22 protein-coding genes and 2 tRNA genes are annotated in these 26,949 nt (G+C 67.1%); 16 read left to right on the top strand and 8 right to left on the bottom strand.

Features of this window, described 5'->3' with window-relative positions:
* Position 1 precedes the first annotated feature (1 nt).
* Positions 2-2,584, bottom strand: a complete 2,583-nt coding sequence (gene pepN / locus GVY39_RS13315; RefSeq protein WP_159924116.1) for an aminopeptidase N — start codon at positions 2,582-2,584, stop codon at positions 2-4.
* Between the two features lie 186 nt (positions 2,585-2,770).
* Here pepN and GVY39_RS13310 point away from each other — a divergent pair, with 186 nt between their 5' ends.
* Positions 2,771-3,607, top strand: coding sequence for a phosphoribosylaminoimidazolesuccinocarboxamide synthase (locus GVY39_RS13310; RefSeq protein WP_236565439.1), 837 nt, complete (start codon positions 2,771-2,773; stop codon positions 3,605-3,607).
* 3 nt (positions 3,608-3,610) lie between these two features.
* Here GVY39_RS13310 and GVY39_RS13305 read toward each other — a convergent pair whose 3' ends face one another.
* From GVY39_RS13305 to GVY39_RS13290, 4 genes are all read right to left on the bottom strand, one after another.
* A complete protein-coding gene (locus GVY39_RS13305; RefSeq protein WP_159924112.1) occupies positions 3,611-4,093 on the bottom strand; it encodes an NUDIX domain-containing protein in 483 nt (160 codons plus the stop codon).
* Positions 4,094-4,312: 219 nt separating this feature from the next.
* Positions 4,313-5,575, bottom strand: coding sequence for an RNA polymerase sigma factor (locus GVY39_RS13300; protein ID WP_159924110.1), 1,263 nt, complete (start codon positions 5,573-5,575; stop codon positions 4,313-4,315).
* The gene (locus GVY39_RS13295; protein ID WP_195141292.1) at positions 5,572-5,973 is read right to left on the bottom strand and encodes a YciI family protein; all 402 of its coding nucleotides are present in this window, start codon (positions 5,971-5,973) and stop codon (positions 5,572-5,574) included. Before GVY39_RS13295 ends, GVY39_RS13300 begins: the two co-directional genes overlap by 4 nt.
* 110 nt (positions 5,974-6,083) lie before the next feature.
* A complete protein-coding gene (locus GVY39_RS13290) occupies positions 6,084-7,316 on the bottom strand; it encodes an NAD(P)/FAD-dependent oxidoreductase (RefSeq protein ID WP_159924108.1) in 1,233 nt (410 codons plus the stop codon).
* 181 nt (positions 7,317-7,497) lie between these two features.
* Here GVY39_RS13290 and GVY39_RS13285 point away from each other — a divergent pair, with 181 nt between their 5' ends.
* Entirely contained in the window at positions 7,498-8,139 is a 642-nt protein-coding gene (locus tag GVY39_RS13285) for a disulfide bond formation protein DsbA (protein WP_159924106.1), read from the top strand.
* Between the two features lie 23 nt (positions 8,140-8,162).
* On the opposite strand, the gene GVY39_RS13280 is transcribed toward GVY39_RS13285, so the two are convergent.
* The gene (locus tag GVY39_RS13280; protein ID WP_321210346.1) at positions 8,163-9,266 is read right to left on the bottom strand and encodes a M48 family metallopeptidase; all 1,104 of its coding nucleotides are present in this window, start codon (positions 9,264-9,266) and stop codon (positions 8,163-8,165) included.
* A 174-nt stretch (positions 9,267-9,440) separates the two neighbouring features.
* On the opposite strand from GVY39_RS13280, the gene GVY39_RS13275 reads away from it, so the two are divergent.
* Positions 9,441-9,914 carry a ribose-5-phosphate isomerase gene (locus GVY39_RS13275; protein WP_159924104.1) on the top strand — a complete coding sequence of 158 codons (474 nt, stop codon included), beginning with the start codon at positions 9,441-9,443 and terminating at the stop codon, positions 9,912-9,914.
* A 23-nt stretch (positions 9,915-9,937) separates the two neighbouring features.
* Positions 9,938-10,750: an Fpg/Nei family DNA glycosylase gene (locus GVY39_RS13270; protein WP_159924102.1), complete on the top strand. Its 813-nt coding sequence runs from the start codon at positions 9,938-9,940 to the stop codon at positions 10,748-10,750.
* 22 nt (positions 10,751-10,772) lie between these two features.
* Here the strand turns inward: GVY39_RS13270 and GVY39_RS13265 are convergent, their stop codons facing one another.
* Positions 10,773-11,723, bottom strand: coding sequence for a GGDEF domain-containing protein (locus GVY39_RS13265; protein ID WP_159924100.1), 951 nt, complete (start codon positions 11,721-11,723; stop codon positions 10,773-10,775).
* 1,093 nt (positions 11,724-12,816) lie between these two features.
* Between GVY39_RS13265 and GVY39_RS13260 the strand changes: the two genes are divergently transcribed.
* Positions 12,817-12,890, top strand: a tRNA-Gly gene (locus tag GVY39_RS13260).
* A gap of 47 nt (positions 12,891-12,937) precedes the next feature.
* Positions 12,938-13,014: transfer RNA gene (locus tag GVY39_RS13255), tRNA-Pro, on the top strand.
* Positions 13,015-13,417: 403 nt separating this feature from the next.
* Here the strand turns inward: GVY39_RS13255 and GVY39_RS13250 are convergent.
* Positions 13,418-14,146, bottom strand: coding sequence for a MerR family transcriptional regulator (locus GVY39_RS13250; protein ID WP_159924091.1), 729 nt, complete (start codon positions 14,144-14,146; stop codon positions 13,418-13,420).
* Between the two features lie 448 nt (positions 14,147-14,594).
* Here GVY39_RS13250 and GVY39_RS13245 point away from each other — a divergent pair, with 448 nt between their 5' ends.
* From GVY39_RS13245 to GVY39_RS13200, 10 genes are all read left to right on the top strand, one after another.
* Positions 14,595-14,867, top strand: a complete 273-nt coding sequence (locus GVY39_RS13245) for a hypothetical protein (RefSeq protein ID WP_159924089.1) — start codon at positions 14,595-14,597, stop codon at positions 14,865-14,867.
* Between the two features lie 50 nt (positions 14,868-14,917).
* A complete protein-coding gene (locus GVY39_RS13240; RefSeq protein ID WP_159924087.1) occupies positions 14,918-15,808 on the top strand; it encodes an ROK family protein in 891 nt (296 codons plus the stop codon).
* A 383-nt stretch (positions 15,809-16,191) separates the two neighbouring features.
* Complete coding sequence (locus GVY39_RS13235) at positions 16,192-17,316, top strand: GAF domain-containing protein (RefSeq protein WP_159924085.1); 1,125 nt, start codon at positions 16,192-16,194, stop codon at positions 17,314-17,316.
* A 122-nt stretch (positions 17,317-17,438) separates the two neighbouring features.
* Positions 17,439-18,389: a conjugal transfer protein gene (locus GVY39_RS13230; RefSeq protein ID WP_159924083.1), complete on the top strand. Its 951-nt coding sequence runs from the start codon at positions 17,439-17,441 to the stop codon at positions 18,387-18,389.
* A 16-nt stretch (positions 18,390-18,405) separates the two neighbouring features.
* Positions 18,406-18,666 (top strand): hypothetical protein, encoded by a 261-nt coding sequence (locus GVY39_RS13225; RefSeq protein ID WP_040865441.1) that lies wholly within the window; start codon positions 18,406-18,408, stop codon positions 18,664-18,666.
* The gene (locus GVY39_RS13220; protein WP_236565438.1) at positions 18,663-19,205 is read left to right on the top strand and encodes a hypothetical protein; all 543 of its coding nucleotides are present in this window, start codon (positions 18,663-18,665) and stop codon (positions 19,203-19,205) included. The genes GVY39_RS13225 and GVY39_RS13220 overlap by 4 nt, the downstream gene beginning before the upstream one ends.
* Entirely contained in the window at positions 19,205-21,733 is a 2,529-nt protein-coding gene (locus GVY39_RS13215) for an ATP-binding protein (RefSeq protein WP_159924081.1), read from the top strand. The genes GVY39_RS13220 and GVY39_RS13215 overlap by 1 nt, the downstream gene beginning before the upstream one ends.
* Positions 21,734-21,942: 209 nt before the next feature.
* Positions 21,943-24,192, top strand: a complete 2,250-nt coding sequence (locus tag GVY39_RS13210; RefSeq protein WP_159924079.1) for a hypothetical protein — start codon at positions 21,943-21,945, stop codon at positions 24,190-24,192.
* A gap of 57 nt (positions 24,193-24,249) precedes the next feature.
* The gene (locus tag GVY39_RS13205; RefSeq protein WP_159924077.1) at positions 24,250-25,140 is read left to right on the top strand and encodes a hypothetical protein; all 891 of its coding nucleotides are present in this window, start codon (positions 24,250-24,252) and stop codon (positions 25,138-25,140) included.
* A gap of 424 nt (positions 25,141-25,564) precedes the next feature.
* Positions 25,565-26,704: a phage tail tip lysozyme gene (locus tag GVY39_RS13200; protein ID WP_240679460.1), complete on the top strand. Its 1,140-nt coding sequence runs from the start codon at positions 25,565-25,567 to the stop codon at positions 26,702-26,704.
* Positions 26,705-26,949 lie beyond the last annotated feature (245 nt).

Genomic DNA, 26,949 nt, shown 5'->3' with positions numbered 1-26,949 from the left:
CTTACGGCTGTGCGTCGAAGGCGCGGGCGCGCAGCGAGCGCTCGATGCCCGCCTTGCCTTCGCTGACCAGGCGGCGCAGCGCCGGAGGGTGGTCGCCGGCGAGGAACTTGTCCGCGACGGCCACCGCGTCCTCGCTGATCGCCCAGTGCGGGTAGAGGCCGACCACCACGGTCTGGGCGACCTCGCTGGAGCGACGCTCCCAGACGCCGGGGACCTCGGCGAAGTACCGTTCCACGTACGAGGTGAGCAGCTCATCTTGCCCAGCGGGCGCGAAGCCGCCGACGATCGAGCGGGCCGTGACGTTGGGCACCGAGTCGTCGCCCATCACCGTCGCCCACGCCTGCTCCTTCACCTCGGCGATCGGACGCGCCGTCGCCGCGGCGGCCGCCTGCCGCTTGCCCGCCGCGGTGGGATCGTTGGACAACTCCTGGTCGATGACCGGCGTATCGAGCCCCTCGGCATCGATCTCGCCCGCCGCCGCGAGCGCGGCCAGGATCCGCCAGCGCAGGTCGGTGTCGACCACCAGGCCTGGCAGCCCGACCTTCGCCGGATCACCGTCGAGCAGTTCGCGCAGCACCTCGGTGTGCCAGGCCGACAGCTTCGCGCCGGTCAGCGCGTTGACGAAGGCCAACTGGTGGTCGGAGCCCGGCTCGGCTTCGCGCGCCAGCTCGAGCAGCCGGTTCGCGTACTCCGGCCAGCCGGTGGTGGCGGCCCACTCCGGATCGGCGTAGCTGCCCAAGGTGGTGTTGGCCTGCATGAGAAGCCGCTGCACCACGCCGATCTCGGTCTCGGCGCCGACGCCCCGCCCGACCAGCGCGACGAAATCGCGGGCGCGGAACTCGGCCTGACGGGTCATCTCCCAGGCCGCCGACCAGGCCAGCGTGCGCGGCAGCGGCTGCGCGATGTCGGCGATGCGGTTGACCAGCACGTCGAGCGAATCGGCGTCCAACCGGATCGAGCAGTAGGTCAGGTCGTCGTCGTTGACCAGCACGAACTGGCCGCGGGGAACGCCGATCAGTTCGGGCACCTCGGTGCGTTCGGCGGCATCGAGATCGAGTTCGACCCGCTTGATGCGAACCAGCTTCCCGTCCTGGTCGTCGTACACGCCGACGGCGAGGCGGTGCACGCGCCGCTCGCCCGCGCCCGGCTGGGCACCCTCCTGCACCACCGCGAACGAGCTGAACCTGCCTTCGGCGTCCACCTCGAAGTCCGGGCGCAAAATGTTCAAGCCGGTGGTCTTGAGCCACTGCGCGCCCCAGGTGGACAGATCGCGTCCGGACGACTTCTCCAACGCCGACAGCAGATCGTCGAAGGTGGCGTTTCCGTAGGCGTGGTCGGCGAAGTACGCGCGCAGGCCGGCCAGGAACGGCTCCAGACCGACGTAGGCGACGAGCTGCTTCAGCACACTGGCGCCCTTGGCGTAGGTGATGCCGTCGAAGTTCACCTCGACCGCGGCGAGATCGGGAATGTCGGCCGCGATCGGGTGGGTGGACGGCAGCTGGTCCTGCCGATAGGCCCAGGACTTCTCCACGTTCGCGAACGTGGTCCAGGCGTTGGTGTACTCGGTCGCCTCGGACTGGCACAGCACCGACGCGAAGGTGGCGAACGACTCGTTCAGCCACAGGTCGTCCCACCACTTCATGGTGACCAGGTCGCCGAACCACATGTGCGCCATCTCGTGCAGCACGGTCTCGGCGCGGCGCTCGTAGGAGGCCCGGGTGACCTTGGACCGGAAGACGTAATCCTCCAGGAAGGTCACCGCGCCGGCGTTCTCCATCGCGCCCGCGTTGAACTCTGGGACGAACAGCTGGTCGTACTTGCCGAACGCGTACGGGACGCCGAAGTTGCGGTGGTAGAAGCCGAAACCCTGCTTGGTCTCGGTGAACAGTCGTTCGGCGTCCATGTGCTCGGCCAGCGAGGCGCGGCAGTAGATGCCCAGCGGGATGCTGCCGTGCTCGTCGGTGTAGACGTCGGTCCACTGCGCGTACGGGCCGGCGATGAGCGCGACCAGGTAGGTACTCATCTTCGGGGTGGTGCGGAAGACGTGCTTGCCCGGCTCCGGCGCGAGCGTTTCCACGACGGCGGCGTTGGAGACGACCTGCCAGTCGGCCGGGGCGGTGACGGCGAGGTCGAAGGTGGCCTTCAGGTCCGGCTGGTCGAAGCAGGCGAACATCCGCTTGGCGTCGGCGGTCTCGAACTGCGAGTACAGGTAGACGGCGTCGTCGGCCGGATCGACGAACCGGTGCAGGCCCTCTCCGGTGTGCGAGTACTCGCAGTCGGCCTCCACCACCAGCTCGTTGCGCTCGGCCAGGTCGGTCAGCGTGATCCCGGTCGACTCGTCGTATCCGGAAACGTCCAGGGCGGTGCCGTTGAGCACCGCCGAGCGCACGCCACGGGCCACGATGTCGATGAACGTGTTCGCGCCCGGCGTAGCGGTGAAGGTCACGGTGCTGCGGGAGAAGAAGGTCTGCTCGCCCGGTTTGCCCGCTCCGTCGGTCAGATCCAGCTCGACGCGGTAGTTCTCGACCGCTACCGTGGCGGCGCGTTCGATCGCCTGGTCGCGAGTGAGGTTGGGTGCGGACATAAGGCTCCTTCGTGGTCGAAGAACTGGCACGGGCGACACCCACAATGCCACCTCGGTGTGGCAGGTCGCGCGGGACTTTCCCGACCAACCCTAGTGATGCGGACGGCGCGACGGCCACGGCCGGACAGCGGCGGTATTGTGCCTGGTGCAGCGCAGGTTCACCACCACGGATTCGGAGGCTCGACGTTGAAGCATGTGCACGCCGGGAAGGTGCGTGACCTGTACGAGGACGGCGACTCGCTGCTGCTGGTCGCTTCCGACCGGGTGTCGGTGTACGACGTGGTGCTGCCGACGCCGATCCCCGAGAAAGGCGCCCTGCTGACCCAGCTGTCGAACTGGTGGTTCGAGTTCTTCACCGACGTGCCCAACCACGTCGTCTCCGCCACCGACGTGCCCGCCGAGTTCGCGGGCCGCGGCATCCGGGTCAAACCGCTGAAGATGGTCGGGGTGGAATGCATCGCGCGCGGCTACCTGACCGGTTCCGGGCTGGTGGAATACCGGCGGACGGGCTCGGTGTCCGGGGTCGCGCTGCCGCCCGGGCTGCGCGAGGGCGACAAGCTGCCGGAACCGATCTTCACCCCGACCACCAAAGCGTCCGAGGGGCACGACGAGTCGATCACCTTCGCGGACGTGGTGCACCAAGAGGGGCGCGAGGTCGCCGAACGACTGCGCGAACTGACCCTGCACATCTATGCCCGCGGTGCTGCGCACGCCGCAGAACGCGGCGTCATCGTCGCCGACACCAAAGTCGAGTTCGGTTGGGACGGTGACGTTCTCACCCTCGGTGACGAAGTGCTCACTTCGGATTCCTCGCGTTTCTGGCCCGCCGACGAGTGGGAGCCGGGCCGGCCGCAGCGCTCGTTCGACAAGCAGTTCGTCCGCGACTGGTCCACCTCCACCGGCTGGGACAAGGAGCCGCCCGGCCCGCAGATCCCGGCCGATGTGGTCGAGGCGACGCGCCAGAAGTACGTGGAAGCCTACGAACTCCTCACCGGCCGGACCTGGGCGGACGTGTCGAGGTAGCGGTCAGTCCGCCAGTCGCTCGGCCAGCCGCTCCAAACAGGGCCGCTGGCCCGCGACCAGCTTGTCGCGTGCGGTGGCCGGGTCGAACCACTCGGCGCGATCGATCTCGGGGAACTGCGTGAACCGTCCGGAGCGCGGCGGCCACTCCAGCTGAAAGGTTCCCGGCACCACGGCGGCGGGATCGAGATCGCCTTCGACGGCCCAGACGGTGAGGACCTTCTTGCCCGCGCCGCTTCCGTATCGCACCTCGCCCAGCGGCAGCCACGTACCGTCCGGGACCAGCAGTCCCAGTTCCTCGGTGAACTCGCGGCTCGCCGCGGACCGTGCGTCCTCCGCGTCCGGCTCGTACTCGCCTTTCGGAATCGACCACGCGCCCGCGTCTTTTCGCGCCCAGAAGGGGCCGCCCATGTGCCCGAGCAGCACCTCGACGGCGCCGTCCGAGTCGCGGCGGAAGAGCAGGACTCCGGCGCTGTGTTTGTCTGCCACACGCGTAGTCTGCCTGGTCGCCGCCGTTCAGGGGCACGTCTCGTCCACTGCTGCGCGGCGCGTGCTCGTACGAACGCGCCGCCATCGCCCCGCGTCCTGTCGCGCGCGAGGCGCGCTCGCCGCATGGACTGGCGAACATCGCCGCATGGACTGGCGACATCGCCTCCCGAGGCGAGAGGTCGAGCGTAGAGGCGCGAGGCCGGAGCAGCCTTTCCGGAACTACCGGACGAGATCCGTACGAGCGTGTCGCAGCCGTGCGGCGCGGATGGTGAGGTAGTCGCGTTCTGGGGTGCTCGTCGTGCGGGCCGCGGCCTTGGCATAACAGGCGGCGGCCGCATCGATGTCGCCCGCCATCTCGTGCAGATGGCCGCGCACGGCGTCGAGCCGATGCGTGCCCGCCAGCCGGTCGTCGAGCGTGGCGGCCAGCGCGAGACCGGCTTCCGGTCCCGACACCATCGCCGTCGCCACCGCCCGGTTGAGCGTCACCATCGGACTGTCCGAGAGTCGCTCGAGCCGGTCGTACAGCGCCAGGATCTTGGTCCACTCGGTGTCCTCGGCGCGGGTGGCCTGGGCGTGCAGGACCGCTATGGCGGCTTGGATCTGATACTGCCCGCGCAGGCCCTGCGCCAGCGTGCCGGTGATGAGGGCCGTCCCTTCGGTGATCAGCCCGCGATCCCACAGCGCGCGGTTCTGTTCGGCCAGCGGGATCAGCTCGCCGTGCGCTCCGGTGCGTGCCGCGCGCCGGGCATCGGTGAGCAGCATCAGCGCGAGCAACCCGGTGACTTCGGGGTCCGCGGGCAACAGCCGGTGCACCGCCCTGGTGAGCCGGATCGCCTCGTCGGACAGATCGGTGCGCTGCAAGTCGGGCCCCGAACTGCTGGTATGTCCTTCGCTGAAGATCAGGTACAGCACGTGCAGCACCGCGCCGAGCCGCTCGCGCCACCGCTCGTCACCCGGTTGCGCGAAGGGGCGCTCCACCGTGGCCAGCTTCTTCTTCGCCCGCGTGATCCGTTGCGCCATCGTCGCTTCCGGCAGCAGGAAGGCGCGGGCGATCTGTTCGGTGCCGAGCCCGCCCACCGCGCGCAGCGTCAGCGCTATGGCCGCGGCAGGCGACAGCGCCGGGTGGCAGCACAGGAACAGCATGGTGAGCGTGTCGTCGTGGTCCACAGGGACGGCGTCGGTCACCTCGCGATCGAAGGCGGTGGTCTCCCTGCGCCGCCGCGCGACTTCCGCGCGCACGGCGTCGGCCATGCGCCGCTGCGCGACCTGGATCAGCCAGGCCCGCGGATTGTCCGGCATGCCTTGCCGCGGCCATTGCGTCGCGGCCGCGAGCAGCGCCTCCTGCAGTGCGTCTTCGGCGGTGTCGAAGTCGCCGAAGCGGCGGACGAGCGTTCCGAGGACCTGCGGCGCCAGCGCGCGCAGCAGGTCCTCGGTGCTCGCCGGGAGCGGTGTGTCGTCGGGCACCGCACGCCGGTCGCTCATTGCTCGGTGGCGGGGGCGCCCATCACCGCGCGAACTTCGATGTACTCGCCTATCGGTGCACCGCCGGGGCCGGGGGCGGCGGAGGCCTGCGCGGCGATCTCGTAGGCCCGTTCGGGGCTGTCCACGTCGACGATCCAGTACCCCGCCAAGAACTCCTTGGTCTCCGGGAAAGGCCCGTCGGTGACCACCGGGGCCGACCGGCCGTCCGAACTGACGATCCGCGCGTCCTCCGGCCCGGCGAGCCCCTGTGCCTCCACCAACTCGCCCGCCTCGGCCAGTTGCGCACCCAGTGCGCGCTGGAAGTCTATGTGCGCCTGGATCTCTTCCGGGGACCATTCGTTGATCGGTGTGTCGCAGTACGCGGTGCGCCCGTAGGTCTTCAGCAGCATGTACTTCACGATTCGTTTCCTCTCCTGCGGCATTGGGCCGTATCGAGCGCCTCGGTGGCGCTCGCGAAGAGGGTCGGAGCCCAGCGCGTGGATCCGACATGTCTTTCCGGTGATCCACATCACAGTTGCGTCGTGGTGTCGGCCAGCTGATCCGGGTCGACCGGTTCGCCCGCGAGGATCAATTCCTTGATCCGGTCGGTCACGTCCCAGACGTTGACGTTCATCCCGGCGCGCACGCGGTTGTCCGAGTCCAGCCAGAACGCCACGAATTCGCGAGCCGCCGTGTCGCCGCGCACGACGACCCTGGCGTAGTCGCCCGGCGTGGCGAAGCCGGTGTACTCCATGCCCAGGTCGTACTGGTCGGTGAAGAAGTAGGGCAGCCGGTCGTAAGCGGCCTGCTCACCGAGCATGGTCGCGGCCGCGACCGCTGGTTGATTGAGCGCGTTCGCCCAGTGCTCCACCCGGATGCGCCTGCCGAGGACCGGGTGCTGTTGCGCGGCGATGTCGCCGACCGCGACGATGTCCGGATCGCTGGTGAGCAGGCGCTCGTCGACGAGCACGCCGTCTTCCACGCCGAGCCCGGCATCGGCGGCCAGCTCCACGTTCGGCCGCGCGCCGACGGCGACCAGCACCGCGTCGGCTTCGATCGTGCTGCCGTCGGCGAGCCGGACACCGTTGGCCACCTCGGTCGCGATGGCATCTTCGGTGGTGATCGCCTCGACCTGGGCCTCGAACCGGAAGTCGACACCGTTGGCCCGGTGCAGGTCGGCGAACACCCGGCCCATCTCCGGGCCGAGCACCGCCCGCAGTGGCAAGTCGGCGCGTTCGACGATGGTCACCTCGACGCCCGCCGCCCGAGCCGCCGCGGTGACCTCCAAGCCGATCCAGCCCGCTCCGATGACGACGATCCGGCGCGCGCTGCCGAACAACTCGATCAACGTGTCGGAGTCCTCGATGGTCCGCAGCGTGTACACGTTCGGCGCGTCGGCGCCGGGAACGGACAGTGTGCGCGGCGTCGAACCGGTGGCGAGCGCGAGCTTGTCGTAGGGCAGTGTGGAGCCGTCGGGCAGGGTGATCGTCTTCGCTCCGGGGTCGAGGCCGGTGACGGTGGTGCCGAGGCGGACTTCGACGTGGTGGTCGCGGTACCACTGCGGGGGAGCGACAAGGAATTCGGTGAACGACTTCTTGCCCGCGAGGTGGTCCTTCGACAGCGGCGGCCGATCGTAGGGCAAGTGCTCCTCGGCGCTGATCAGCGTCACGCTTCCGGGGAAGTCCTTGGCTCGCAACGTTTCCGCGATCTTGGCCGCGCCCAGTCCGCCGCCGACGATGACGAAACGCTGGTCAGAACTCATAGCGGACTCCTTACTCCGAAGGGAACCAGACTCCTGCCGCCCAACCCTACTGGCAGCCGTGGCGGCGGCTCGGGAAAACGGCGCGCCGGGTGGGAACGAATCGCCGGCCGCCGTGGTTGCTCGGTAGGGCGGCGAGCGTGTGCGCGCCGTCCGTCCGCGTGCGATCGAGAGGAAGCCGCTTGTGACCGAGAAAGCCGCCAAGGACGTCGCCGATTTCTGGTTCGACCCGTTGTGTCCCTGGTGCTGGATCACGTCCCGCTGGATCCTCGAGGTTCAGCAGGTGCGCGACATCGAAGCCCGCTTCCACGTGATGAGCCTGGCGGTGCTGAACGAGGGCAAGGACATGCCCGAGCAGTACCAGGAACTGCTCGACACGGGCTGGGGACCGGTCCGCGTCGCGATCGCGGCGGCGCGGGAGCACGGCGACAAGGTGCTGTTGCCCTTGTACACCGCGATGGGCACCCGCATCCACAACCGGCGCGCCGAGTACGAACGCGACAGCAGCAAGGAGTCCCTCGCCGCGGTGATCGCCGACTCGCTGGCGGAGGTAGGCCTGCCCGCCGAACTGGCCGCGGCCGCGGAGAGCGCCGACTACGACGAGGCGCTGCGCGAGAGTCACCACGCGGGCATGGACAAGGTGGGCCCGGACGTGGGCACCCCGACCATCCACATCAACGGCACCGCGTTCTTCGGTCCGGTCCTGTCCCGGATTCCGCGTGGCGAGGAGGCGGGCAAGGTCTGGGACGGCGCGGTGGCGCTGGCCTCTTATCCGCACTTCTTCGAGCTGAAGCGCACGCGGACCGAAGACCCGTCGTTCGACTGAGCGCCGGACGGCGACCGCCCCAGTCAGAGCACGGACTTCGGCGGGCTCGCCGGCGCCTGACCGTAGGAAGAGGGATAACCACCCGCGGGCGCGCCTGCGCCCGCGGGCGGTTCCGGGCGCAGGAACATTTTTCCGTGCCTGCTGCGATCGCGCAGCGCCCACATCCGCCAGGTGAGTACCGGGTGGCTGGACAGGGCGTTCACCATCCAGACGAAGAAGCCCTTCTCGAGAGCTGCCCGATCGGCCATCTCGTCGAAGCCGACCAGCCGATTCATGTACTTGCCCGCGGCGAGGGTGCCCATGGCGGCGGGCGCTCCGGTGTGCCGGTTGCAGTAGCCGTGGTTGTCGGCGGTGTACTCCTGCGCGCGGATCAGGCTGCTGCCGATGATCGGCAGGAACGGCACCAGGAACATGCCCAGTTGCCGCCAATACGAGGTGTGTCCGGCCGCGATGTGGCCCACCTCGTGGCCGATGATGAACGCCAACGCGTCGGGTTCGCGGGCGGCGCCGCCGACCTCGAACAGGTCGCTGTAGACCACCACATAGCGGCGGAAGCCGTGTCCGCTGGCGAACGCGTTGATCTGGCCGTTGCCGAGCACCACGTACGCGTCCGGCACCTTCGCCATGCCGAAGCGAGCGGCGGCGTCCACCACCAACTGGTAGCCCTCGGGAAACTGGGTCGGCGACATCTTCACGCCGTTCACCCGCTGACTGGCGTAATTGACGCCGCGGCCGAACCACAGCAGCAGCGGGGCGGCCGCGAAGGCCACGACGTACTGGTCGAAGTTGCCGGTCGCCAACAGCACCAGCGCGATCACATACGCGAACACCGTGAGCACCACCACGATGACGAGCATGGGGATCTCCCAGCTGTGCCGGGCGGGCATGCCGAACGGTGACAGCCCCCGCGGCTGCCGCTGCGGCGGCATCGCGGGCGGCACCGGAGCGCCGGGGTGGGAGCCGTACGGAGCCGGAGACGAGGGTGCGGCCGGATACGAGCCCGAGGTGTACGGCTGGCCGTAGGGCGCGGCAGGTGTCTGCGGAGCCGGGGCCCACCCACCGTGCGGGGCATACGGATCGGTCTGTGGGCCCGCCTGGTCGGGTGGCTGGGGTTCGAACGGCTGCATGGGATGAACTCTATTCAGTTGCCGGGAACGGGGTCGGTGCGTCGGCCGTGTCGCCGGGCCCATGGCGCGAACACAACTGGCGTATCAGCCGATTCGCGCAGGCAGACCGCAGTGTCAATCGCCGGGGATGCCCTCTTGGCCGTCCCCTCCCGGCCGCCTGACACAATGCCTGCCATGCGCGTTTACCTGGGTGCCGACCATGCCGGTTTCGAACTGAAGAATCACGTCAAAGCCCACTTGGAGCAGGCGGGCCACGAGGTCGTCGACTGCGGCGCGCTCGAATACGACGCTCTCGACGACTACCCCGCGTTCTGCATCGAGGCGGCCCGCCGCACCGTCGCCGACCCGGGCAGCCTCGGCCTGGTGTTCGGCGGCAGCGGCAACGGCGAGCAGATCGCCGCGAACAAGGTGCCCGGCGCCCGCTGCGCGCTGGCCTGGAGCGTCGAGACCGCCAAGCTGGCCCGCGAGCACAACAACGCGCAGCTGATCGGCATCGGCGGCCGGATGCACTCCACCGAGGAGGCGCTGGCCATCGTGGACGCGTTCGTGACCACCGCGTGGTCGGACGAGGAGCGCCACCAGCGTCGCATCGACATCCTCGCCGAGTACGAGAAGACCGGCGTCGCCCCGGAAGTCCCCGCGTACTGAGCCGACCGGGGTCGTAACCGGCTGTGCCGGAAGGACATACGCTGCACCGCCTCGCGCGGCTGCATCAGCGTCGCCTCGCGGGCGGTGTGGTGCGCGTATCGAGCCCGCAGGGCAAGTTCGCCGCGGGCGCGGCCCGGGTGGACGGCCAGGTGCTGACCAGGTCCGAGGCGTGGGGCAAACACTTGCTGCACCACTACGAGTCGGGACTGGTCGTGCACGTGCATCTCGGCCTCTACGGCACGTTCACCGAATCCGGGCTGCCGATGGGGGAGCCGGTCGGGCAGGTTCGGATGCGCATGTTCGGGGAACCGGACGGCCAGCCGGGTTTCGGCGCCGACCTGCGCGGGCCCACCGCGTGCGAGATCCTGCTCCCGCCGGAGGTCGCCGCGCTCACCGCCCGGCTCGGCCCGGATCCCCTGCGGCGCGGCGCCGATACCGACCGGGCATGGCAGCGCATCCATCGCTCCCGCAGACCGATCGGCGCGCTCCTGATGGACCAGCAGGTGGTCGCCGGGGTCGGGAACGTCTACCGCGCGGAACTGTTGTTCCGCCATGGGATTTCGCCGCATCGCCCCGGCGCGGATCTGTCCGCGGGCGAATGGGCGCAGATGTGGACCGATCTCGTCGCGCTGATGCGGGTGGGGGTACGCGTCGGAAAGATGGTCGTGGTGCGCCCCGAACACGATCACGGCGAGCCCTCCTACGCCCCGGACCGTCCGCGCACCTATGTCTACCGCCGTCAAGGCGAGCCCTGCCGGCTGTGCGGAACGCCGATCGCCCATCAGGTGATGCAGGCCCGGAATCTCTTCTGGTGCCCCACCTGTCAACCCGGGTGAGCTCGCCGGATCGCCGTGCCTGTCAGCCCGCGACAGCGGTGTCGATGTCCGGCTCGTCCGCGAGGGCGAAGCGGCGACCACCGGCCGTCTTCGCGGAATACATCGCGCGGTCGGCGCGGCGGAGCAGATCGGTGAAATCGAACGGGCTGCCCGGCGGGTTGTAGGCGGTGCCGACGCTGGCCGACACCGGAACCGGCCCCGCCGAGGACCAGACCGGGTCGCGCAGTGCGGCCACGATCCGGTGTGCGAGGTCACCGAGGTTGTTGCGGTGCGGATTGGTCGCGAGCACGAACTCGTCGCCGCCGTACCGGCAGATCACCGTGTCCGGCGGGCAGGCTTCGCGCAGCCTGCCCGCCAGTTCGACCAGCACCTCGTCACCGATCGCGTGCCCGTATCCGTCGTTGATCTGCTTGAACCGGTCCAGGTCGATCAGCAGCAGTCCGACGCCGCGGGTCGGGTCGGTGGCCATCATGCGCACCTTGTCCTGCAGCAGCGTCCGGTTGGCCAGGTCGGTGAGCGCGTCATGAGTGGCCTCGTGGCGCAGCCGGTGCTGCAACGCGGCGATCTCCTGCACCCGCAGCGACACCTTCGCCGACAGGTTCTGTTCTTGTTGCGCGAGGGCTCGCTCCTGCAGTGCCTGGGCGTAGCTGTCGATGGCCTGACTGGCGATGAACGGCCAGCGCGTGGCCACCAGGGAGCCGGGCGGGCCGGACGGAAAACCGAGCAGCCAGCGCGTGGCCTGCGCCAGCATCCGGATCCGGTCGAAGGGAGCCTCGGCGAGCCGGGCGCCGAGCATTCGCGCTTCGAGCACGGGGAACGGCTCGGACGCGGCGAGGGTGAGCAGGCGCTGGACGATCTCGATCAGTACCGGTTCCAGCTGATGGGGCGCCGCGCCCGACCCGGGCTCGGCGCAGACCGCCCGTGCCCAGGCGCGGGCCATGGTGGCTACCGGGGGCTCGATGCCGGTCGACATCGGACTCACCCGGTGTGAGCGACGTCGGTACCCAGATGCGCTGTACTCACACAGGCGCCGGCGTCACCCTGATCGTTCCCACTGCTACGCGGTTGTGTCCACCTGGTTCGGCGCACGCTCACCGCCCCCTTTCCAGATACCCCCGTCCGGCAAAAAGGATCCTAGCAAGCCGCTCGGCATCGAAAAGCGACGATTTGCAACGTGTTCTCGATGCCTCGCGAAAAGCGATCGGGTACGTGTTCGTTCCCGTCGCGTAGGTGTTACACCCGATTGTCGTTCGCTGCAAAATCGCGCCGCGACGCGCTGACGACACGCTGTAGGAGGTGTGCGGACAGTGATGCGCGCGCCACGGGGGTGGTCCGGGCAGGCCCCGTGGCGCCGGTGTCACGAGAATCTGTTCTCGCACGCGACGTCCTCGTCTTCCGTTCGGAGTTCCGAGCCGATGTCCTGGGCGTTCCAGGGTAGATGGTCGTCTACTCGCGGTCTTCCCTGCCGTGGGGCTCGGGTGGCTGCGTGCGCTGGGGCGAGCCGAGACGCCGCAGCTCGCATCGGTCGACCGCGTGGTGTACGGCCGGGTAGTGTGCGCGCCGGCCGGTCGCGGCGGCGTCGCGGCCGGAGCCGGGGTTGCCGTGTCGTGAGCCGACGATTCGAGGGGTGGACTCGTTCTCGGCGCGCATCGCACCGGTTCGCTCCCGGTGTCGTGGCCGTGGCTCCCCGGCACGCCGAGCGTGTCGGCAGTGACGGCGAGTCGTGCGGTCCTCATCGGAATTCCCTCGAGCGAAGTTTCCTGGCGTGAACAGGTGGCGGGTGAGCCACGTTTCCCGGCCGGGGCCAGCGTGTCATTCGAGTTTCGCCCACGGCAATCCGACACGCCAGAGTTTCAATGAAAAATAGCCTCTAAAATTTTTCTCCAGCGTGCCGTCGCGTCCGGTCGGGCGAGCCGTGCGACACTGGGTGCGGCAACCTCGGAGCGCTCCGACGGGCAACCTGCGAGATCTCGCTGCGCGGGGGCCTGATTGGCGTTTCGGAAGCCGGGTTCGGTACAGTCGGATCGCACACGACATCGTGGCGATCCCATCGGTGTCGTATGCCTGCGGGTGTAGTTCAATGGTAGAACCTCAGCCTTCCAAGCTGATGGTGCGGGTTCGATTCCCGTCACCCGCTCCACGGAGCATTCATCCTCGTCGGCGGCCGCCCCGCCGCCGCGAGGGCCACGGGGTGTAGCGCAGCTTGGTAGCGCATCCGCTTTGGGAGCGGAGGGTCGCAGGTTCAAATCCTGTCACCCCGACCATCGTTCGGGGGTGGGGTTCGCGCTCGGCTTTCGTCCGGCGTCGTCAGTAGTGCCGAACGCTTCGGCCGCTTCGATGCTCGGAGCGGTAGGCGTAGGTGTGCCAGCGCGTTTCGCGGGCGGGAAGGCGGAACGGGTGCACGGAGTCGACGCGGCGGTGTCGCCTCCGGCTGAGCCTGTGGGGCCTGCCGCTGGGCATCTCATGGCAACTCTTCGGCACAGGCCATGCGTAGGTGGGTTCGGCCATTCGCCGGGCGCGTTGTGTTCGACGAACCGAGCCGGGCTACCGCACATTCCTCGCCGCGCTGCCGGAATGACGTGAACAGGATTGTCTACGTAAGTATTCGACAGGGCGGTAGGGAAATACGAGAACGGTCGAAGGTATCCGAAGTTCGTGGCCGCGGCGTCACTGCTCGACTTGGGCCTGCGGGCTGGAGGCCACCGAGGGCGGCGGCAGCTCGGAGTGCCGGGCGAAAGCCTGATCGATGAGCTCGGAAGCGGCGCGGGTGACGATCAAGCGAGCGATCGCCAGGTCGGTCTCCAGCTTGGTGCGATCCCGGGGAGTCCGGGCGGACTCCTCGTAGGTCTGCCCGGCCAGCCGGAAGAACAACTCGGTGGCGAAGCGGTCGGCGATGCGATCGCAGTCGGCGCGCAGACGCTCGACCAACTGGAACGTGTCCTGCATCGGCAGCCCGGTGTCGGTGAGCCGGGTGGCAAGATCGCAGCAGCGCGGGTTCGTCACGCGGTAGGCCTCGAGCGGATCCTCGCTGGAGGCCAGCGCCTGCTTGGCGTAGTCGGGCAGCTCGGCGTAGCTGTCCTGTGGCTCGGTGGTGGCATCCGGGTCCGCTTCGGCCGCGTTCGCGTTCGCGTTCTTCACGCCGAGTACGTCGGCGAGCCCGTCGCCGCGATCCCAGGCCTCCAGCAACTCCCTGATGCCGTTGAGCTTCATGCCCCGCCCCAGCAGGCGGCTGATCGTTTGCAGCCGGTTGAGGTGGTCGGACCCGTAATACCCGATCCGCCCGCGCACCTCCGGCGAGGGCAGGAGACCTCGCTCGTGGTACACGCGGACGCTGCGCACGGTGGTCTCGGCTGCCCGCGCCAGTTCGTCGATCGTGAATTCAGAGTCTGCAGCCATGTTTAAAAGGAAACCATAGTCGGGCCCGCCTGGAAAATGGTCCGTTTCATAACGTGCCGTTAAAGACAGTAGCCAGGTGTTGCTCGGAGGTCAACGAGCCGTTACACAGCGGTACAAGATCTTGTGTGCTGGGCAACAGTGGGCTACCGTGGCGTAGACCAGCTTATCGCGGCTGGCTACCGGGGACTGTTGAGCAGCCCTGATGACCGTCCGATTCATGGGCCACGCACCTGCCACAGGTGTGTGCAAGGCATCCCCGGAGATGGCTATGAGCATTACGCGAACCCTTCCGATGGACACGAGATCCATTGCCCCAGCAAATATCTCGTCGATTCCGGCAAAGTCGAACCAGCGACCCCCGTGCGCAGACGTCCCTGACAACTGGGACATGGACACCGGGAATCCGGATGCCTGGCGAGCGGCAGTGCGCACCTGTCAGAGTTGCCCCTTGCTCGTGCAGTGCCGTCAGTTGGCGCAGACGCTCACCACCCGCGGTGACGGTCCCCGCGCGATGATCTGGGCGGGCGTCGCCTACGACAACTCGGGCAGCGTCATCGAGAATCTCGACCGGCACCGTGCCGCTCCGATCGACCACAAGCGCCCGATGCGCATCATCCGCAACGGCTCACGGCCGCTGCGCACCGTGTCCACGCTTCCCGCGCCCCGCAGGCACATCGTGCTCGGGCAACCCCTGAAGCCGACCGGTACCGACGGTCTGTGACTATGCTGCGTGAACCTTTGCCGCCTAGTCCCTCGAACGGTGCGTAAGTCATGACACTGCTGGCCCTGGAGATCGGGTCCTCCACGTTCGCGGCGTGCCGAGTCGCCGACGACGTCGAGAAGGATGAGATCCGGAGGATCCCGATCCCCAGCTCCGGCGCGTGGGACCGTTGCCGGGACATCCTGCTCGAAGCCGCGGGTGGGGGCGAGGTCACCGCCCTCGGCATCGCCTCGGCGGGACCGATCGATATGGCGGCGGGTGTTGTCGCACCCGCGGACGTGCCCGAGTGGCGTGCGGGTTTCGCGATCGTGGACGCTGCGCGAAAGTTGTTTCCAACCGCAAAAATTCAGCTGGCGCTGGACGGAGTCTGCCTGGCGCTGGCCGAGCGGAGCCTCGGCGTCCTGAACACGGTGATGGACGCCATGGTGATCACCGTGTCCGACCGCATCAGTGGCGGAGTCGTCGTCGGCGGATTCACGGTGGTCGGGCGGACCGGCAACGCGGGACATGTCGGCCATGTTCTCGTTCCCGGCTTCGACGAACGCTGCGTATGCGGCGGGCGCGGCTGCCTGGAGGCCGTTTCCAGTGGGGCGTCGGCGGTGCGCTGGGCTCGGGAGCAGGGATGGACCGGCACCTCGGTGTCCGACCTCGTAGAGGCCGGCCGTGCTGGTGACGCCATTCCCGCCGCTGCGCTCGGCCGAGCGGGTACGGCGCTCGGCCGAGCTGTCGCATCGGTAGCGGCGTTGCTCGACATGGACCTCGTCGTCATCGGCGGCTCGATGGCCGAAGGCGGTCCCACCCTGTGGAAACCGCTGGGCGAGGCGGTCGCCACGCACGCCAGACTGAGCTATCTGCCGGGGTTGCGAGTCATTCCTTCCGAACTCGGCGATATCGCAGTGCTCGCGGGCGCCGGCGTGTTGGCGGCAAGCATCGGAGCGTGACGCCGTTCGTACTTCAGGGTATCCCGCTGCGAGAGAGGGATATAGCTAGCTGCAGGATTAGCTACGTGAATGCCATCTACCTCGTTTTCAGCCGCTGTTCGAGTCACTGCCGCCGGTTTGCGCTCGGTGTGCCGTCAGGTCGCGGGCCGGTCTCGGCCAGGTGGGCACTGAACTTAACGTGAACAAAATGAACATCCCCATGGTGTTCGATGAACGTGCTGCACACTTCATAGCAATGCGGCGTGTTCCTTAGGAGTTGATTGAGCCGCTGAACAACGGTACATTGCCTAACGTCACATGTTGTCTCATCCGGGTTGGAGCGGATCCGGAGGAACGGCTGGGTACGGGCAAGTGCGAAGCGAAGTGGCGCAGTGATTCCATGGGTGACTATCGAGACGTTGGCGCCGGACGGCATGTCCGTGGCGTCGGTGGGGGATGCGCCGCGTGAGTTCGCGAGCTGGCAGCGGGTATTGCAGCGAACGCTGTCGAAAGCGCCCGCCCTGTACGACAAGCTAACGACCGCGGGATTGACGGAGGCGATTCACACCGCGCATGATCAAGCCAAGGATGTCGACCTGGTCATTCAAACGCGCGCTGGCAAGCACCAACTGCTCATCCGTCCGATCTTCGGACCGGCCGGTGACGTGCACGCTGTGCGGCTGTGGCTCGGCCCGGCGTCCGAACGGGTGCCCACCTTGCGCCCGGCGGTGGGCGCCATCTGGGACTTGAGTAGTCAGACAATCCAGCAACCGAGCGGTATCACGCGGTTGTCCGGCAGCGCCGCGGAACAGTACGTCCCGAGGCTGTCGATCGCGGAACTGTTCCACCGGGTGTCGAGCTTCGATCGGCATGCGGAGGTTCTCGATCTCCTCTACGACCCCAAGCCGGGTGACCGGATGCAGTTCGACACCACCGTGGTGCACGGGTTCGGCCGCCCGGCGCAGTGGCGGATCACGATTCGCGCCCGTGACGACGAGCGCACCCGCGGCGCCTGGTGGTTGATCGAGGACGTCACCTCGGAGAACGCACCGCCGGCGTGGCCAACCTTGGAGCGAATCGGGTTGCGCGAGGCGCATCGCCGGGCAGGAACGCACCTGGCCGTGGTGCAACTCGAGCGCACCAGCATCTCGCACTGGCTCACCGATCCCGCACCGTGGGTCAGGTGGGACTATCTCTTCCGGCCCGTCGACGTGTTCCATCCCGACGACCGTCCCCGGCTCGCGGAACTCGGCGAGCGGCTGCGGTCCGGTGAAAGCGCGGGCGTGACTCTGCGGGTGCTCAACTACGGGGGTGGTTACACGCCCACATCGCTCCTGCTCTACCCCTATCCCGGGTACTCGAGCAGACAGCTGGCTATCGCGCAGCTGGTTCGCGCCGCTGACGACGTCCCGCTGCTGGAAACCCATCGCCAGGTGCTGGAGTCGCGGCAGCGCAGCGCGCCGATCGGCTATGACGAACAATTGCGGCATTGGCTCGCGGGGAGGATGAAAAGCAACCCCGCCTGCTGACGTTTGATTCCCATCGCTGGGAACTACCGGCCGGTTAAATAACGACTGTGCTCTCTACCATTTCGGGAGTGAGGACAGTGGTTCGTAGTCCGGCAGATTCTGGTGAGGCACTGCTTCGCCGGATGGCCGCACGCCGCCGTCGCGACAACATTGTGGTGGCCGTACTGGCAGTACTCGCCGTGCTCGGCGGCGGCCACGCTGTTCTCAGCGTCTTCGACACCCCCCCGCCTCCGCCGTCGGACGCTTCGACGACGGCAATTGTCGGGCGTGCCCAATTGGCGGGCTCTTTCGCCGAGCAGTTCGTCGTCACCTATCTGACCGCCGTTGCGGGGCAACAGGATCGGATCGGCGAATTCGTAGGCTCCAACCAGCAGATCACCTTGCCTTCGTCCGCGCGTCAAGTGTCCGACCCGTCGGTCGCCTATGTGTCGCGCGTGATGTCGACCGGCGCGGTCGATGTCTGGTCGGTGACGGTCTCGGTGCGAGTCGGCAAAGCCGGCGCCGCCGCCGCGCCGGATCATCGGCAGTTCTATCGCGTCGCGGTGTCGGTGTCGGATGGACGGCTCCGTGCGCTATCGATGCCCGCGGTGGTGCAGCCTCCCGCGAAGGGCGTCGACCTCAAGCTTGCCTACGGCTCGCCCTGCGCACCGGACACACCACTCGGTCAGGTCGCCGCAGGTTTCCTGAGCGCCATGCTGGCAGGCAGCGGCGACGTGGCGCGATACACCACACCGGATGCCGGGCTGGCCGCACTCAAACCCGCTCCCTACACCGCCGTCGAGTTGACCTCGCTCACCACGGATGATTCGAGCTGCGGCTCCGGTGGCGCGAAGGCCCAAGTGCTGGCCACCGTCAACCCCAAAGCCGACACCGGCGCCGCCGCGACACTGGCCTACCCGCTCACCATGATCCGCAACGGAGGCCAGTGGCAGGTGGTGTCGATAGATCCGATTCCCGCCTTGTCGAGTCCGCTGGCGGTGGTGGTCGGCCAGGATTCCCGCGGTGGAGCACCGCCCACTTCGACCTCGTCTTCCTCGCCGTCGGTGACGATTCCGCCGGCGACGCAGAACTGATCCGAGAGGCAGCCCGATGGGTAATCTCAGCAACATCCTCTATGGCGTCCTTATCTTTGTCCGGTGGGGCGGGATGATCATCATCGCCATCGTCACGATCGGCGTGGTTATCTCCGAGGCAGCGAAATCCAGACTGTCGCCGGCGCGGATCATCGTCGTCTTCGGCTCGGGGTTGATGGCCGGGGTGGTGATCTGGATTCTGCCCACGACCATCAACTACGCGCGAACGGACGCCAACCTCATAGTCCCCGATCACCCTATCGGCGGGTATCGATGACCCAAGTGATCAAGGTGTTCACGCCGATCAAACGTGTGCCCACGATGATCGGCAAGGCGCAGAACGGGCAGAAACTCCCGTTCGGCCCCTACACCCTGCCCCAGGTCGCCGCCGCCGTGGTGATGATGTCGGTGACCTCGGTGTGCGCGATGGCCTTCCCGGTCAATCCCGCCGTCACCTTCATCGCGGGTCTGGCGATGACCATACTGGCGGTCTTCGTCCTAGGACTCGTGCCGTACACCGGGGTTCGGATGACCTCCCGCGCTTTATGGCTGGGCAGGCTCGTCGTCTACCGCAAGCCCGTGTCGGCCTCCGGCATGCCGATCACCGGTGACTCGGCCCGCCACACCATGTTCATCGAGGAGACGGTGGTTCTCTTGCTGCCCGACCGCGTCGACGCGGCGGAGACCCCGGAGCCGAAATCCGGTATCCGGCTGCTCGAGGTGATGAGCGGGGGCGGCAAGGCGACCGACTTGTGGCGGCGACTGAATGGAAACGACGGCAACGGCAGCGATCCAGCCCCCGGAGGAAGCCCCTGATGGCACTCGGACGAGATCTACAGCCCACGGCCGCGATCCGCGGCAATCTCCAGTTCACCCATTCCGGCCTGGTCACCGCCACTTACTTCATCAATCCGCTCGGCTACGGATTGCGCAAGGCGAGCGACAAATACGACGTGAAGATGGCGCACCACTCGCTGATCACGAACTTGCCGAGTGGGTCGCTGCTTTTGGGCATCCAGGCGCGGCTGAACACGATCGACGTGCTCACCAAAATGGTGGAGGGCGTCGACCTGGACGAGTGCGAGGACTACGCCGACGAGGTGGTGGCCTCCTATGAGCGCGTGCATGCGATCATGCCGCAGACCCGCGTCTTCCTGCTCTCGATCCCGGTAGGGACCAGCAACTCCAGCATGTCCGCGTTGTCGCGCCTGTGGCGTGGCAGCACCACCACCATCGATGCGACAGCGATCTCCCGTGCCGACCTGGATGAGTACGACGAGAAGGCGAACCAGATCCTGTCCAGGATCGGCGGAGACTTCGATCCGGTCCCGGTACCCGCGGCGTTGTTCCAATGGTTGTGGGAGCATTATCTTTCCCGCGGCGCGGCCGGAGATCCGGTGGCGCCCACCCGTGCGGGCGCGCTGGACGACGCGACGGCCGCGGTGTTCCGCTCCGCCGCGCTCGACGAGGGGGCCCAGGCCGATAGCAACCGGCGTATCCGGCCGTCGTTCGTCCCTGTGATCAAGGTGGTACAGCCGGATTTCGAGTACCGCCCGTCCTATCAGGCGATGCTGACGCCCCACTCCTTCCCCTACTCGGGCATGACGTTTCCCGGCGGCAGTGAGTTCTTGAACGTGCTCGAAGGTCTCGGCGACGTCACCGTGGACTGGGGAATGCGGATCTCGACCAAGCCCGCCGAACTGGTGCTCAAGAACAACGAACTCAACCTGCGCAGGCTGGGCGAGCAAATGGATCAGCGCGATCAGGAGGTCTCGTTCGCGCAGAACACGCTTGCTTCGAAAGCGCAGATGCTCGGTGAGTACAACCATCATTTCGAAGTAAACGGCGGCGAATCGGAAGTCTCGTTCACCACTGTGATCGCCATCGGCGGCCCCTCGCGCGACGCCACGATGGACGCGGTCAACACCCTCAAGCGTCGGTACAAGCGATTCCAGGTCGACATGACGGCTCCGGTCGGCGCGCAAGTGGACCTCTGGTCGATGCTGATCCCCGGTAGCCCGCCGCGCCGAGCTTTCGACGACTTCGCGCACATCGTCCCCTCGGACATGTGGGCCGCTTTCGTGCCGTTCACCACCAGTCAGATCGGTGACGACAGCGGCCCGGTGATCGGGGTCAACCTGCTGTCGGGGCATTTCGAGCCGATCCACTTCGGCATCATGGAGGCCGCGCTGCACGACCTGTCCGCCTCGTTCGCGGTGACCGGCGAACTCGGCTCGGGGAAGTCGTATTTTCTCAAGCTGATGGCTGTGCTCGTGCACGACATGGGCGGGCAGTTCCTCGCTATCGACCGCAGTCAGGTCGGCGAATGGGAGCATTTCGCGCGGTCGATCGATGACGCGGTCATCATCGACCTGGCCAATCCCACGGTGTCGCTGGACCCGCTACGGTTGTTCAACCCACGGATCGCGGGTGAGCGTGCGCTGGACTCGATCCTTCCGCTGCTGGATCTTTCACCGACCTCGGGCGCGGGCGCAGCGGTGAGCAATCTGTTGTCCGCCAGGGGCATGGCCGAGCACAAGATCAAGAGCCTGCTCGATCTGTTCAACGTCGTACGCCGGTTACGGGAGCACCCCGAACGGGGGGAGGAGTACGCCGATCTCGCCGCACGGCTGAGCACCGTGGTGGAGCGGGTGCCGGTGCTGTTCGACCCCACGCTGCGACCGCTGCGCCTCGACGCCGCCGCGACCGTCGTGCGCAGCCACCACCTGCAACTGCCCACCGCCGAGGAACTGACCACTCCGCACCTGTACAACCGGCTGCCGTTGACCAAGCGGCTCGGTACCGCGCTCTACGAGTTGGTCGGTGTCGCGGCGCGGGAGGCATTCCTCTCCGACAACGGCAGATTCGGCCTGCTGGTCGGCGACGAAGCGCACCATTTCACGCAGACGCAGGTCGGCTCGGCAGTTACGTCGGATTTCAGTCGCGACGGCCGTAAGCATTTGGCCGCGATCGGGCTCGCTTCGCACGACCCGGCCACCGACTTCCAGGGCGCGGCGCACAACCTCATCCCGAACCGGTTCGTCTTCCGTCAGCGCGACGAGACACTGGCGCGCAACAGCTTGGAGTGGCTGGGCGTCGACCTGGACGAAGCTCCCTTCTTGTTGCAGATCCTACGGGAAGAGACCTCGCCTCCGGTCGGACCCGGTCGCCAGATTCCCGAGGAGCGACGAGGCGAGATGTTCATGCGTGACGCACTCAACCGCATCGGTCGGGGCAAAGTTCTCGGTCCGGCGCGTCCGGACCGCGCCGCGGCCATCACCAGCACCCCCACCAGCGTCAGCGGCATGCGATCGGCGCTACCGGAGCGGTCGGTACGTTCATGAGATCGTTGCGTGCCTCGAGCGTTCGAAGAGATCAGCCTTCCTTCGGGATGCCTTGGGAACCACAGTTCTTAGACACCGAGCGTTGGCGGCCGCAGGTAATATTCCGACGGTTCCGGACCTGGGTCGCCGCGTCCCGTCGTCGTCGCCGAATCGCGTGGATCCTCATCGCGCTCTTCCTGCTGTTCGTTTTCCCCGGCTTCATTCACGCGGTGTCCATCGCGCAAAACGGCACACTGGTCCAGACGTCGGCGCCCAACAGTGCGACCAGCTGGATGAACATCAAAGACTCCCAGGGAGTCAATGTTTCGAGCTATACGTTCGTGACCGATCGCGGCGGAGTGCTCAATCCGGGGAATATGCTGCTGTGGGGCCTGTTGATTCTCGTCTTCGTTCCGTGGCTGACGTTGGTGACGGCCGGGCTCTGGCTTCCCGATCAGACGCTCGATTTCCGGTGGATGAACATGTTCAGCGCACCGTTGCGAGGGATGGCCACGAACGTCACGGCCCAGATCGCGACGCCTTTGATGGCGGCGACGGCCGTGTCGATCGGCGCGTTCTTCGTCGGGTATTTCATTGTGCGCGGTAACCATGCCAAGGCCGCGTGGCAAGTCCTCATGATGGTGATGGTCGCGATCTTCGGGACGGTCTTCCTGTCCGATCCGCTGTCCAAAGCTCTCTCCGACCACGGAGTGCTGGTTCAGGGCCGAGACCTCGGGCTGTCTGTGGCCGCGGGTTTGAACGGGAACAGCAACCCGAACCCGAATCAGTTGCTCAGCACCATGCAGGCGAGCAGGGCGGACAACTTCGCCCGTCTTCCATTGCAGGTGTGGAATTTCGGGCACGTCGTGGACAAGAACCCATCCTGTCGGGCGATGTGGACGGCCGGCATGAGGTCCGGTGACGAAGACCGGGTCAAGAACGGGATGAGGTCGTGCGGCGACAGCACCGCGTATGCCGCGACCCAGAATCCGAGCGTCGGTCAAATCGGAGCCGGGTTGCTGTTGCTGCTGTGCTCGATCATTCTCCTGGCCTTCGCCGCGTACCTGTCCATCAAGATCATGTGGGCGGTCCTCGATCTCGTCTACTACGGATTCATGACGATCTTCGGATTCGCCGCGGGCGGGTACATCTACGGCCCGACGCAGACATTCACCGTCCGTTGCGTGGTGCACGGCTTCATGTCCGCCGGGAAGATGGCTTTCTTCGTGATCTTCCTCGGGTTCTATGAGCTGTTCTTGGGCAGTCTGTTCCGATCGGCGGGCGACTCGATCATGGTGGTCTTCGTCATCGGCGCGGGCGTGGAGGTCATCGCCATCGTTCAGTTGCGCCGCATCAGCAGGAACATCGACGATGCGAACGACTGGGTGGTCAACCGCATCGGGGCGGCGATACAGTCCGGTAATGCCGGACAGGGGGTAGGCGCTGCCGGTGGCAGCCCACTCGGTATGGGTTTGGGAATGGGCAACGCGGGTGCGGCCAACTCGTTGGCCCCGCTCGCGATGCTCGGCGCGCTGAGCACGATCAACAGCTCGCCGCTCACCGCATGGATCGCAGGCGGCCGCCTCAACCCGTTGAATCCCTTCTCGCGGGTGGAACACCTCGACAAGCGGAACAAGGCGAAGAGCATGAGTACGCGAGACATGAGAGAGGCTGGGCTCGGTAACCTGTACGATCGCGTATCCGCCGGTGATGTCGCGCGGTCCGGCATCGCCAGGTCTCGATCTCGCCGCGGTAGCGAACGAGCCGCCGCTTTCGCCGCGGAGAACGTCGCGCACGTCACAGGCATGATGGGCGGCGTGCAGTCCGCCCTGCGGATGGCCGGTTTCAGCTGGGGCCGAGGGCAGAAGGCGACCATCGCGCGAGCGGATATCATCCGGCACGCCGATGACGAGCCGCTGGCATCCAAGCACCTCGGACGAGTGCTTGCCGCGCACAAGCATTTCGAGCGCGACTACCTGAATCCGGAATGGGCCAGGCCCAGGTTGTACGGGTTGGAAGCCAGCGTCGCGCGGTACCGAGGCGACTACCCCGGCGGTGTCCGCATCTCGGACGACCTGCGCGCGCTCGGCGAGGACTACATCGATAATCCGACCAAGCAATGGATCCAAACGCTGCAAAACCATGTGGACGGGCCGATCACCGAGGCAGGAGCCGCGAGAATCCGGATGGGCGGTACGGACTTGACTCAGGTGGACGCGGATCGATTGAGGAGCTGGATCGCCAACGAGCACGCGCTGCGGGTGCAAGCGGCCACAGCGTGGGTGGCTGAGGATCCGACCGACTTCGAGCGGATTCGTGTGCTCCGCTCGGAGATCGACAAGGCCACCCAGACCGATCAGTGGCAGGCGCAACGGCATACGACGGGTGTGGTCTCGCTCCCGCAGCCGAACCCGGCGCAGCCGCTTCAACCGATTCCGAACCACCTGCTGGAGCAGTTCAGGAATGCCCGGAGCCGCTGACCCGCCTCGACATTTCGAATTCCGGACGAGGACTCGGACTACACAGAAAGGTACGCGATGATCGGACGTCTCTGGACGCTCGTGGTGATGCCGTTCTGGATATGGGCAATGCTGGGAGCCGCGAGTATCGTGTCGACCGTCCTGGTGGCCTTGGTGGTGATCATCGGCAACACGGCCTCCGCGATCGCCTCCGACCTGCATTATCAGTGCGACAGTGCGGTAGGGCCCGACCCCTCCGTGACCGTGACGCCCACTCGCGCCGCGGCGGCGGTACGGCCGACCGCGCCGAGGACACCGGCGGCGGGGGTGACCACCGCTCCCACCACGAATCCGTACGCCGAACTGACCATCGCACCCGACGACACCAACGCCTCCGATTGGCTGCGTTCCTGCTCCACAGCGATGAGACTCGCGCCGCGCCAGAATGTCCCCCTACTGACCGGCAATTCGGGCATCGGCGCGGAGTGTGCGCGTCAGCTCGCGCTGGCACAGCTGGCGGCGAGTGGGGCCCGCAGCGGCTCCGGTGGCCGTGAGACCGCCGCGGAGTTCACCAGATCGGTGATCTACCACGCCTCGGCCGCGCAAACGACAGGTCGATGCGCGACTACCGAGGGCACGGCGGCGCAGCCGCCGGCCGGAGGTGGTGCGGGGCAATCGAGCGGTGCGGCGCGGCGGGCATGTGGGGAGATCGGCGATGCGTCGGTAATCGTGCTGCCGAACACCCTGGCGGCACAAGGCGCGTGTGGTCATCGGGTGGATCTCGCCGCGGTATCTCCGGGCGACCTGGTCTTCTGGAATTTTCGGAACAACGCGCCGACCCAGGTAGGCATCGCCGTCAGTGACACACGGCTCGTCACCACCGATGCGCCGACCGGTGAACTCGTCGAGCTGGCCATCCCGAACGCGAACGACGTGCGGGTGAAGCGAGTACTCGGCAGTGGAATGTGATGAGTAAGCGATGCCCCCGACAGACGTAGAGCCCCAGGTAGAGACCGGTGAGGATCCCGAGACGCCGCCGGGACCCGTGACACCGTGGACGCACCGGCCGGATCAGCAGCGGCCGCGACCGGGTGGGATGCCGGGTCAGCCTGGCAGTCCCTCCCCTGGAGCGGGGCAACCCGGATCTCCCGGGCCGGAGCAAACGAGGTCTGGTCAGCCGAATGGTGGCGGGGAGGCCGGGGTTCCGGTTCAGGCTGGTGTGGCTCCTCCGGTTGCTGGTCAGCCTCAATCTGCTCCTGCTCCTGCTCCTGGTCCGGGTGTTCCGGGTCAGTCGCTGCCGGGTCCGGGTGATGTGGTGCCGGGTGGTGTGGTGGCGCCGGGGGTGGGGCAGGCGCCGCCGGTGGGGGAGGGTGGGCCGGAGCCGGGGCCGTTGGTGGATCCGGCGTTGGTGGCGGGTGTGTTGCCGATGGCGGGGATGATGGCGATGGGGATGTTGCCGTTGATCGCGTCGGCGTTGTCTGGGTTGGGTAGTGGTGGTGGGAGTGGTGGGGGTGGGGCTGCGCCGGTGGCGGCGAACGCGGGAGTCGACGGGTCGGGTGTGGCCGGTGGTGGGTTGTCGCCGGAGGCGGTGCGGGCGTTGGAGGTGTTGAAGCAGTTGGAGGGGGTGTATGGGGAGGGGGATCCGTCGGATCCGCGGGTGCGGGAGTTGCAGCAGCAGTTGGGGATTTCGCCGGGTGGTGGGAGTGGTGAGACGGCGCGGGCGGTGCGGGCGAAGCGGTTGTTTCAGCGGAATGCGGCGAAGGCGTTCAATAATGTGGATAACCAGTTGGTGTCGTATATGCGGGGGTTGGCGGGGTCGAACAAGGTCGATAAGAAGGCGATCGTGGGGTTGGTGCGTGAGGTGAATGTGGCGTTGGCGGAGTTGGGGCCGCAGGCGTATACGAAGGCTGGGCAGCAGAAAGTGCATCAGATTTTGACTGCTGCGTTGCGGAAGGCGCATGCGATCGTGTCGGGTGGGCAGGCGAAGTCGGATGATATTGCCGGTGCGATCAATCGGTTGACCAAGCAGTATCTGTACAACATCGCGGGTAGGAATTACACACCACCCAAAACCGGCACCCCCGGAACGGACAACCTCCCAGGAGGCTCGAATCCCCAGCCCGCGGACATCTACCGGTACCTCGTCTCCAAATACGGGCTCACACCCGCGCAGGCGGCGGGGATCGTGGGCAACATGAAGGTCGAGTCGGGCTTCAACACCGGCGCGTACAACGCGCGCGAGGGCGCGATCGGTCTGTGCCAGTGGCTGGGCGGCCGACGGAAGAACCTCGAGCGTTACGCCGCCGCGCAGGGTAAGCCGGTCAGCGACTGGAAGGTCCAGGTCGATTTCATGATGTACGAACTGCGGACCAATGAATCCTCCGCCTACGGACATCTCCGGGGTGCGCAAACGCCCGCTGCCGCGGCGGCGGTGTTCGATCGATATTACGAAAGAAGCGACGGAGCGGCGCGAGGGCAACGTATCGCCTATGCCAACAGTGTCGCGGCGGCCATGCGCAATGTAGCCGTCTAGCTGTTGCGGGTCGTGACGTTGGTGACGCGGTGCAGGGGTGGTGTGCTGAGGGGCGGTTCTTTCGGCGGCAGGATGTGAAGCGCCAACTCCCACGTCCGCCGTAAGCCGAAAGAACCGCCGTGAATCTCCTATGTCAAGCTGCGGCCTCGTGGCAAGTGGTGTGGGGCTTGGTTTGCTGGAGCCGGTGGTAGACGACGTCGGCGAGATGACGTTTGAGTACTCGCAGTGCTTCGGTTTTGGAGTTG

The sequence above is a fragment of the Nocardia sp. CY15 genome (assembly GCF_009829295.1).
Classification (GTDB): domain Bacteria; phylum Actinomycetota; class Actinomycetes; order Mycobacteriales; family Mycobacteriaceae; genus Nocardia; species Nocardia sputi.
The sequence above is the reverse complement of the archived record's forward strand: the minus strand, read 5'-3'. Positions and strand labels throughout refer to the sequence as shown.

Bases quoted from the DNA above. Each gene is read 5' to 3' on its own strand.
- pepN (WP_159924116.1), bottom strand. From the start codon at position 2,584: ATGTCCGCACCCAACCTCACTCGCGACCAGGCGATCGAACGCGCCGCC.
- GVY39_RS13300 (WP_159924110.1), bottom strand. From the start codon at position 5,575: ATGAGCGACCGGCGTGCGGTGCCCGACGACACACCGCTCCCGGCGAGC.
- GVY39_RS13290 (WP_159924108.1), bottom strand. From the start codon at position 7,316: ATGAGTTCTGACCAGCGTTTCGTCATCGTCGGCGGCGGACTGGGCGCG.
- GVY39_RS13280 (WP_321210346.1), bottom strand. From the start codon at position 9,266: ATGCAGCCGTTCGAACCCCAGCCACCCGACCAGGCGGGCCCACAGACC.
- GVY39_RS13275 (WP_159924104.1), top strand. From the start codon at position 9,441: ATGCGCGTTTACCTGGGTGCCGACCATGCCGGTTTCGAACTGAAGAAT.
- GVY39_RS13265 (WP_159924100.1), bottom strand. From the start codon at position 11,723: ATGTCGACCGGCATCGAGCCCCCGGTAGCCACCATGGCCCGCGCCTGG.
- GVY39_RS13250 (WP_159924091.1), bottom strand. From the start codon at position 14,146: ATGGCTGCAGACTCTGAATTCACGATCGACGAACTGGCGCGGGCAGCC.
- GVY39_RS13240 (WP_159924087.1), top strand. From the start codon at position 14,918: ATGACACTGCTGGCCCTGGAGATCGGGTCCTCCACGTTCGCGGCGTGC.
- GVY39_RS13230 (WP_159924083.1), top strand. From the start codon at position 17,439: ATGGCCGCACGCCGCCGTCGCGACAACATTGTGGTGGCCGTACTGGCA.
- GVY39_RS13225 (WP_040865441.1), top strand. From the start codon at position 18,406: ATGGGTAATCTCAGCAACATCCTCTATGGCGTCCTTATCTTTGTCCGG.
- GVY39_RS13220 (WP_236565438.1), top strand. From the start codon at position 18,663: ATGACCCAAGTGATCAAGGTGTTCACGCCGATCAAACGTGTGCCCACG.
- GVY39_RS13215 (WP_159924081.1), top strand. From the start codon at position 19,205: ATGGCACTCGGACGAGATCTACAGCCCACGGCCGCGATCCGCGGCAAT.
- GVY39_RS13205 (WP_159924077.1), top strand. From the start codon at position 24,250: ATGATCGGACGTCTCTGGACGCTCGTGGTGATGCCGTTCTGGATATGG.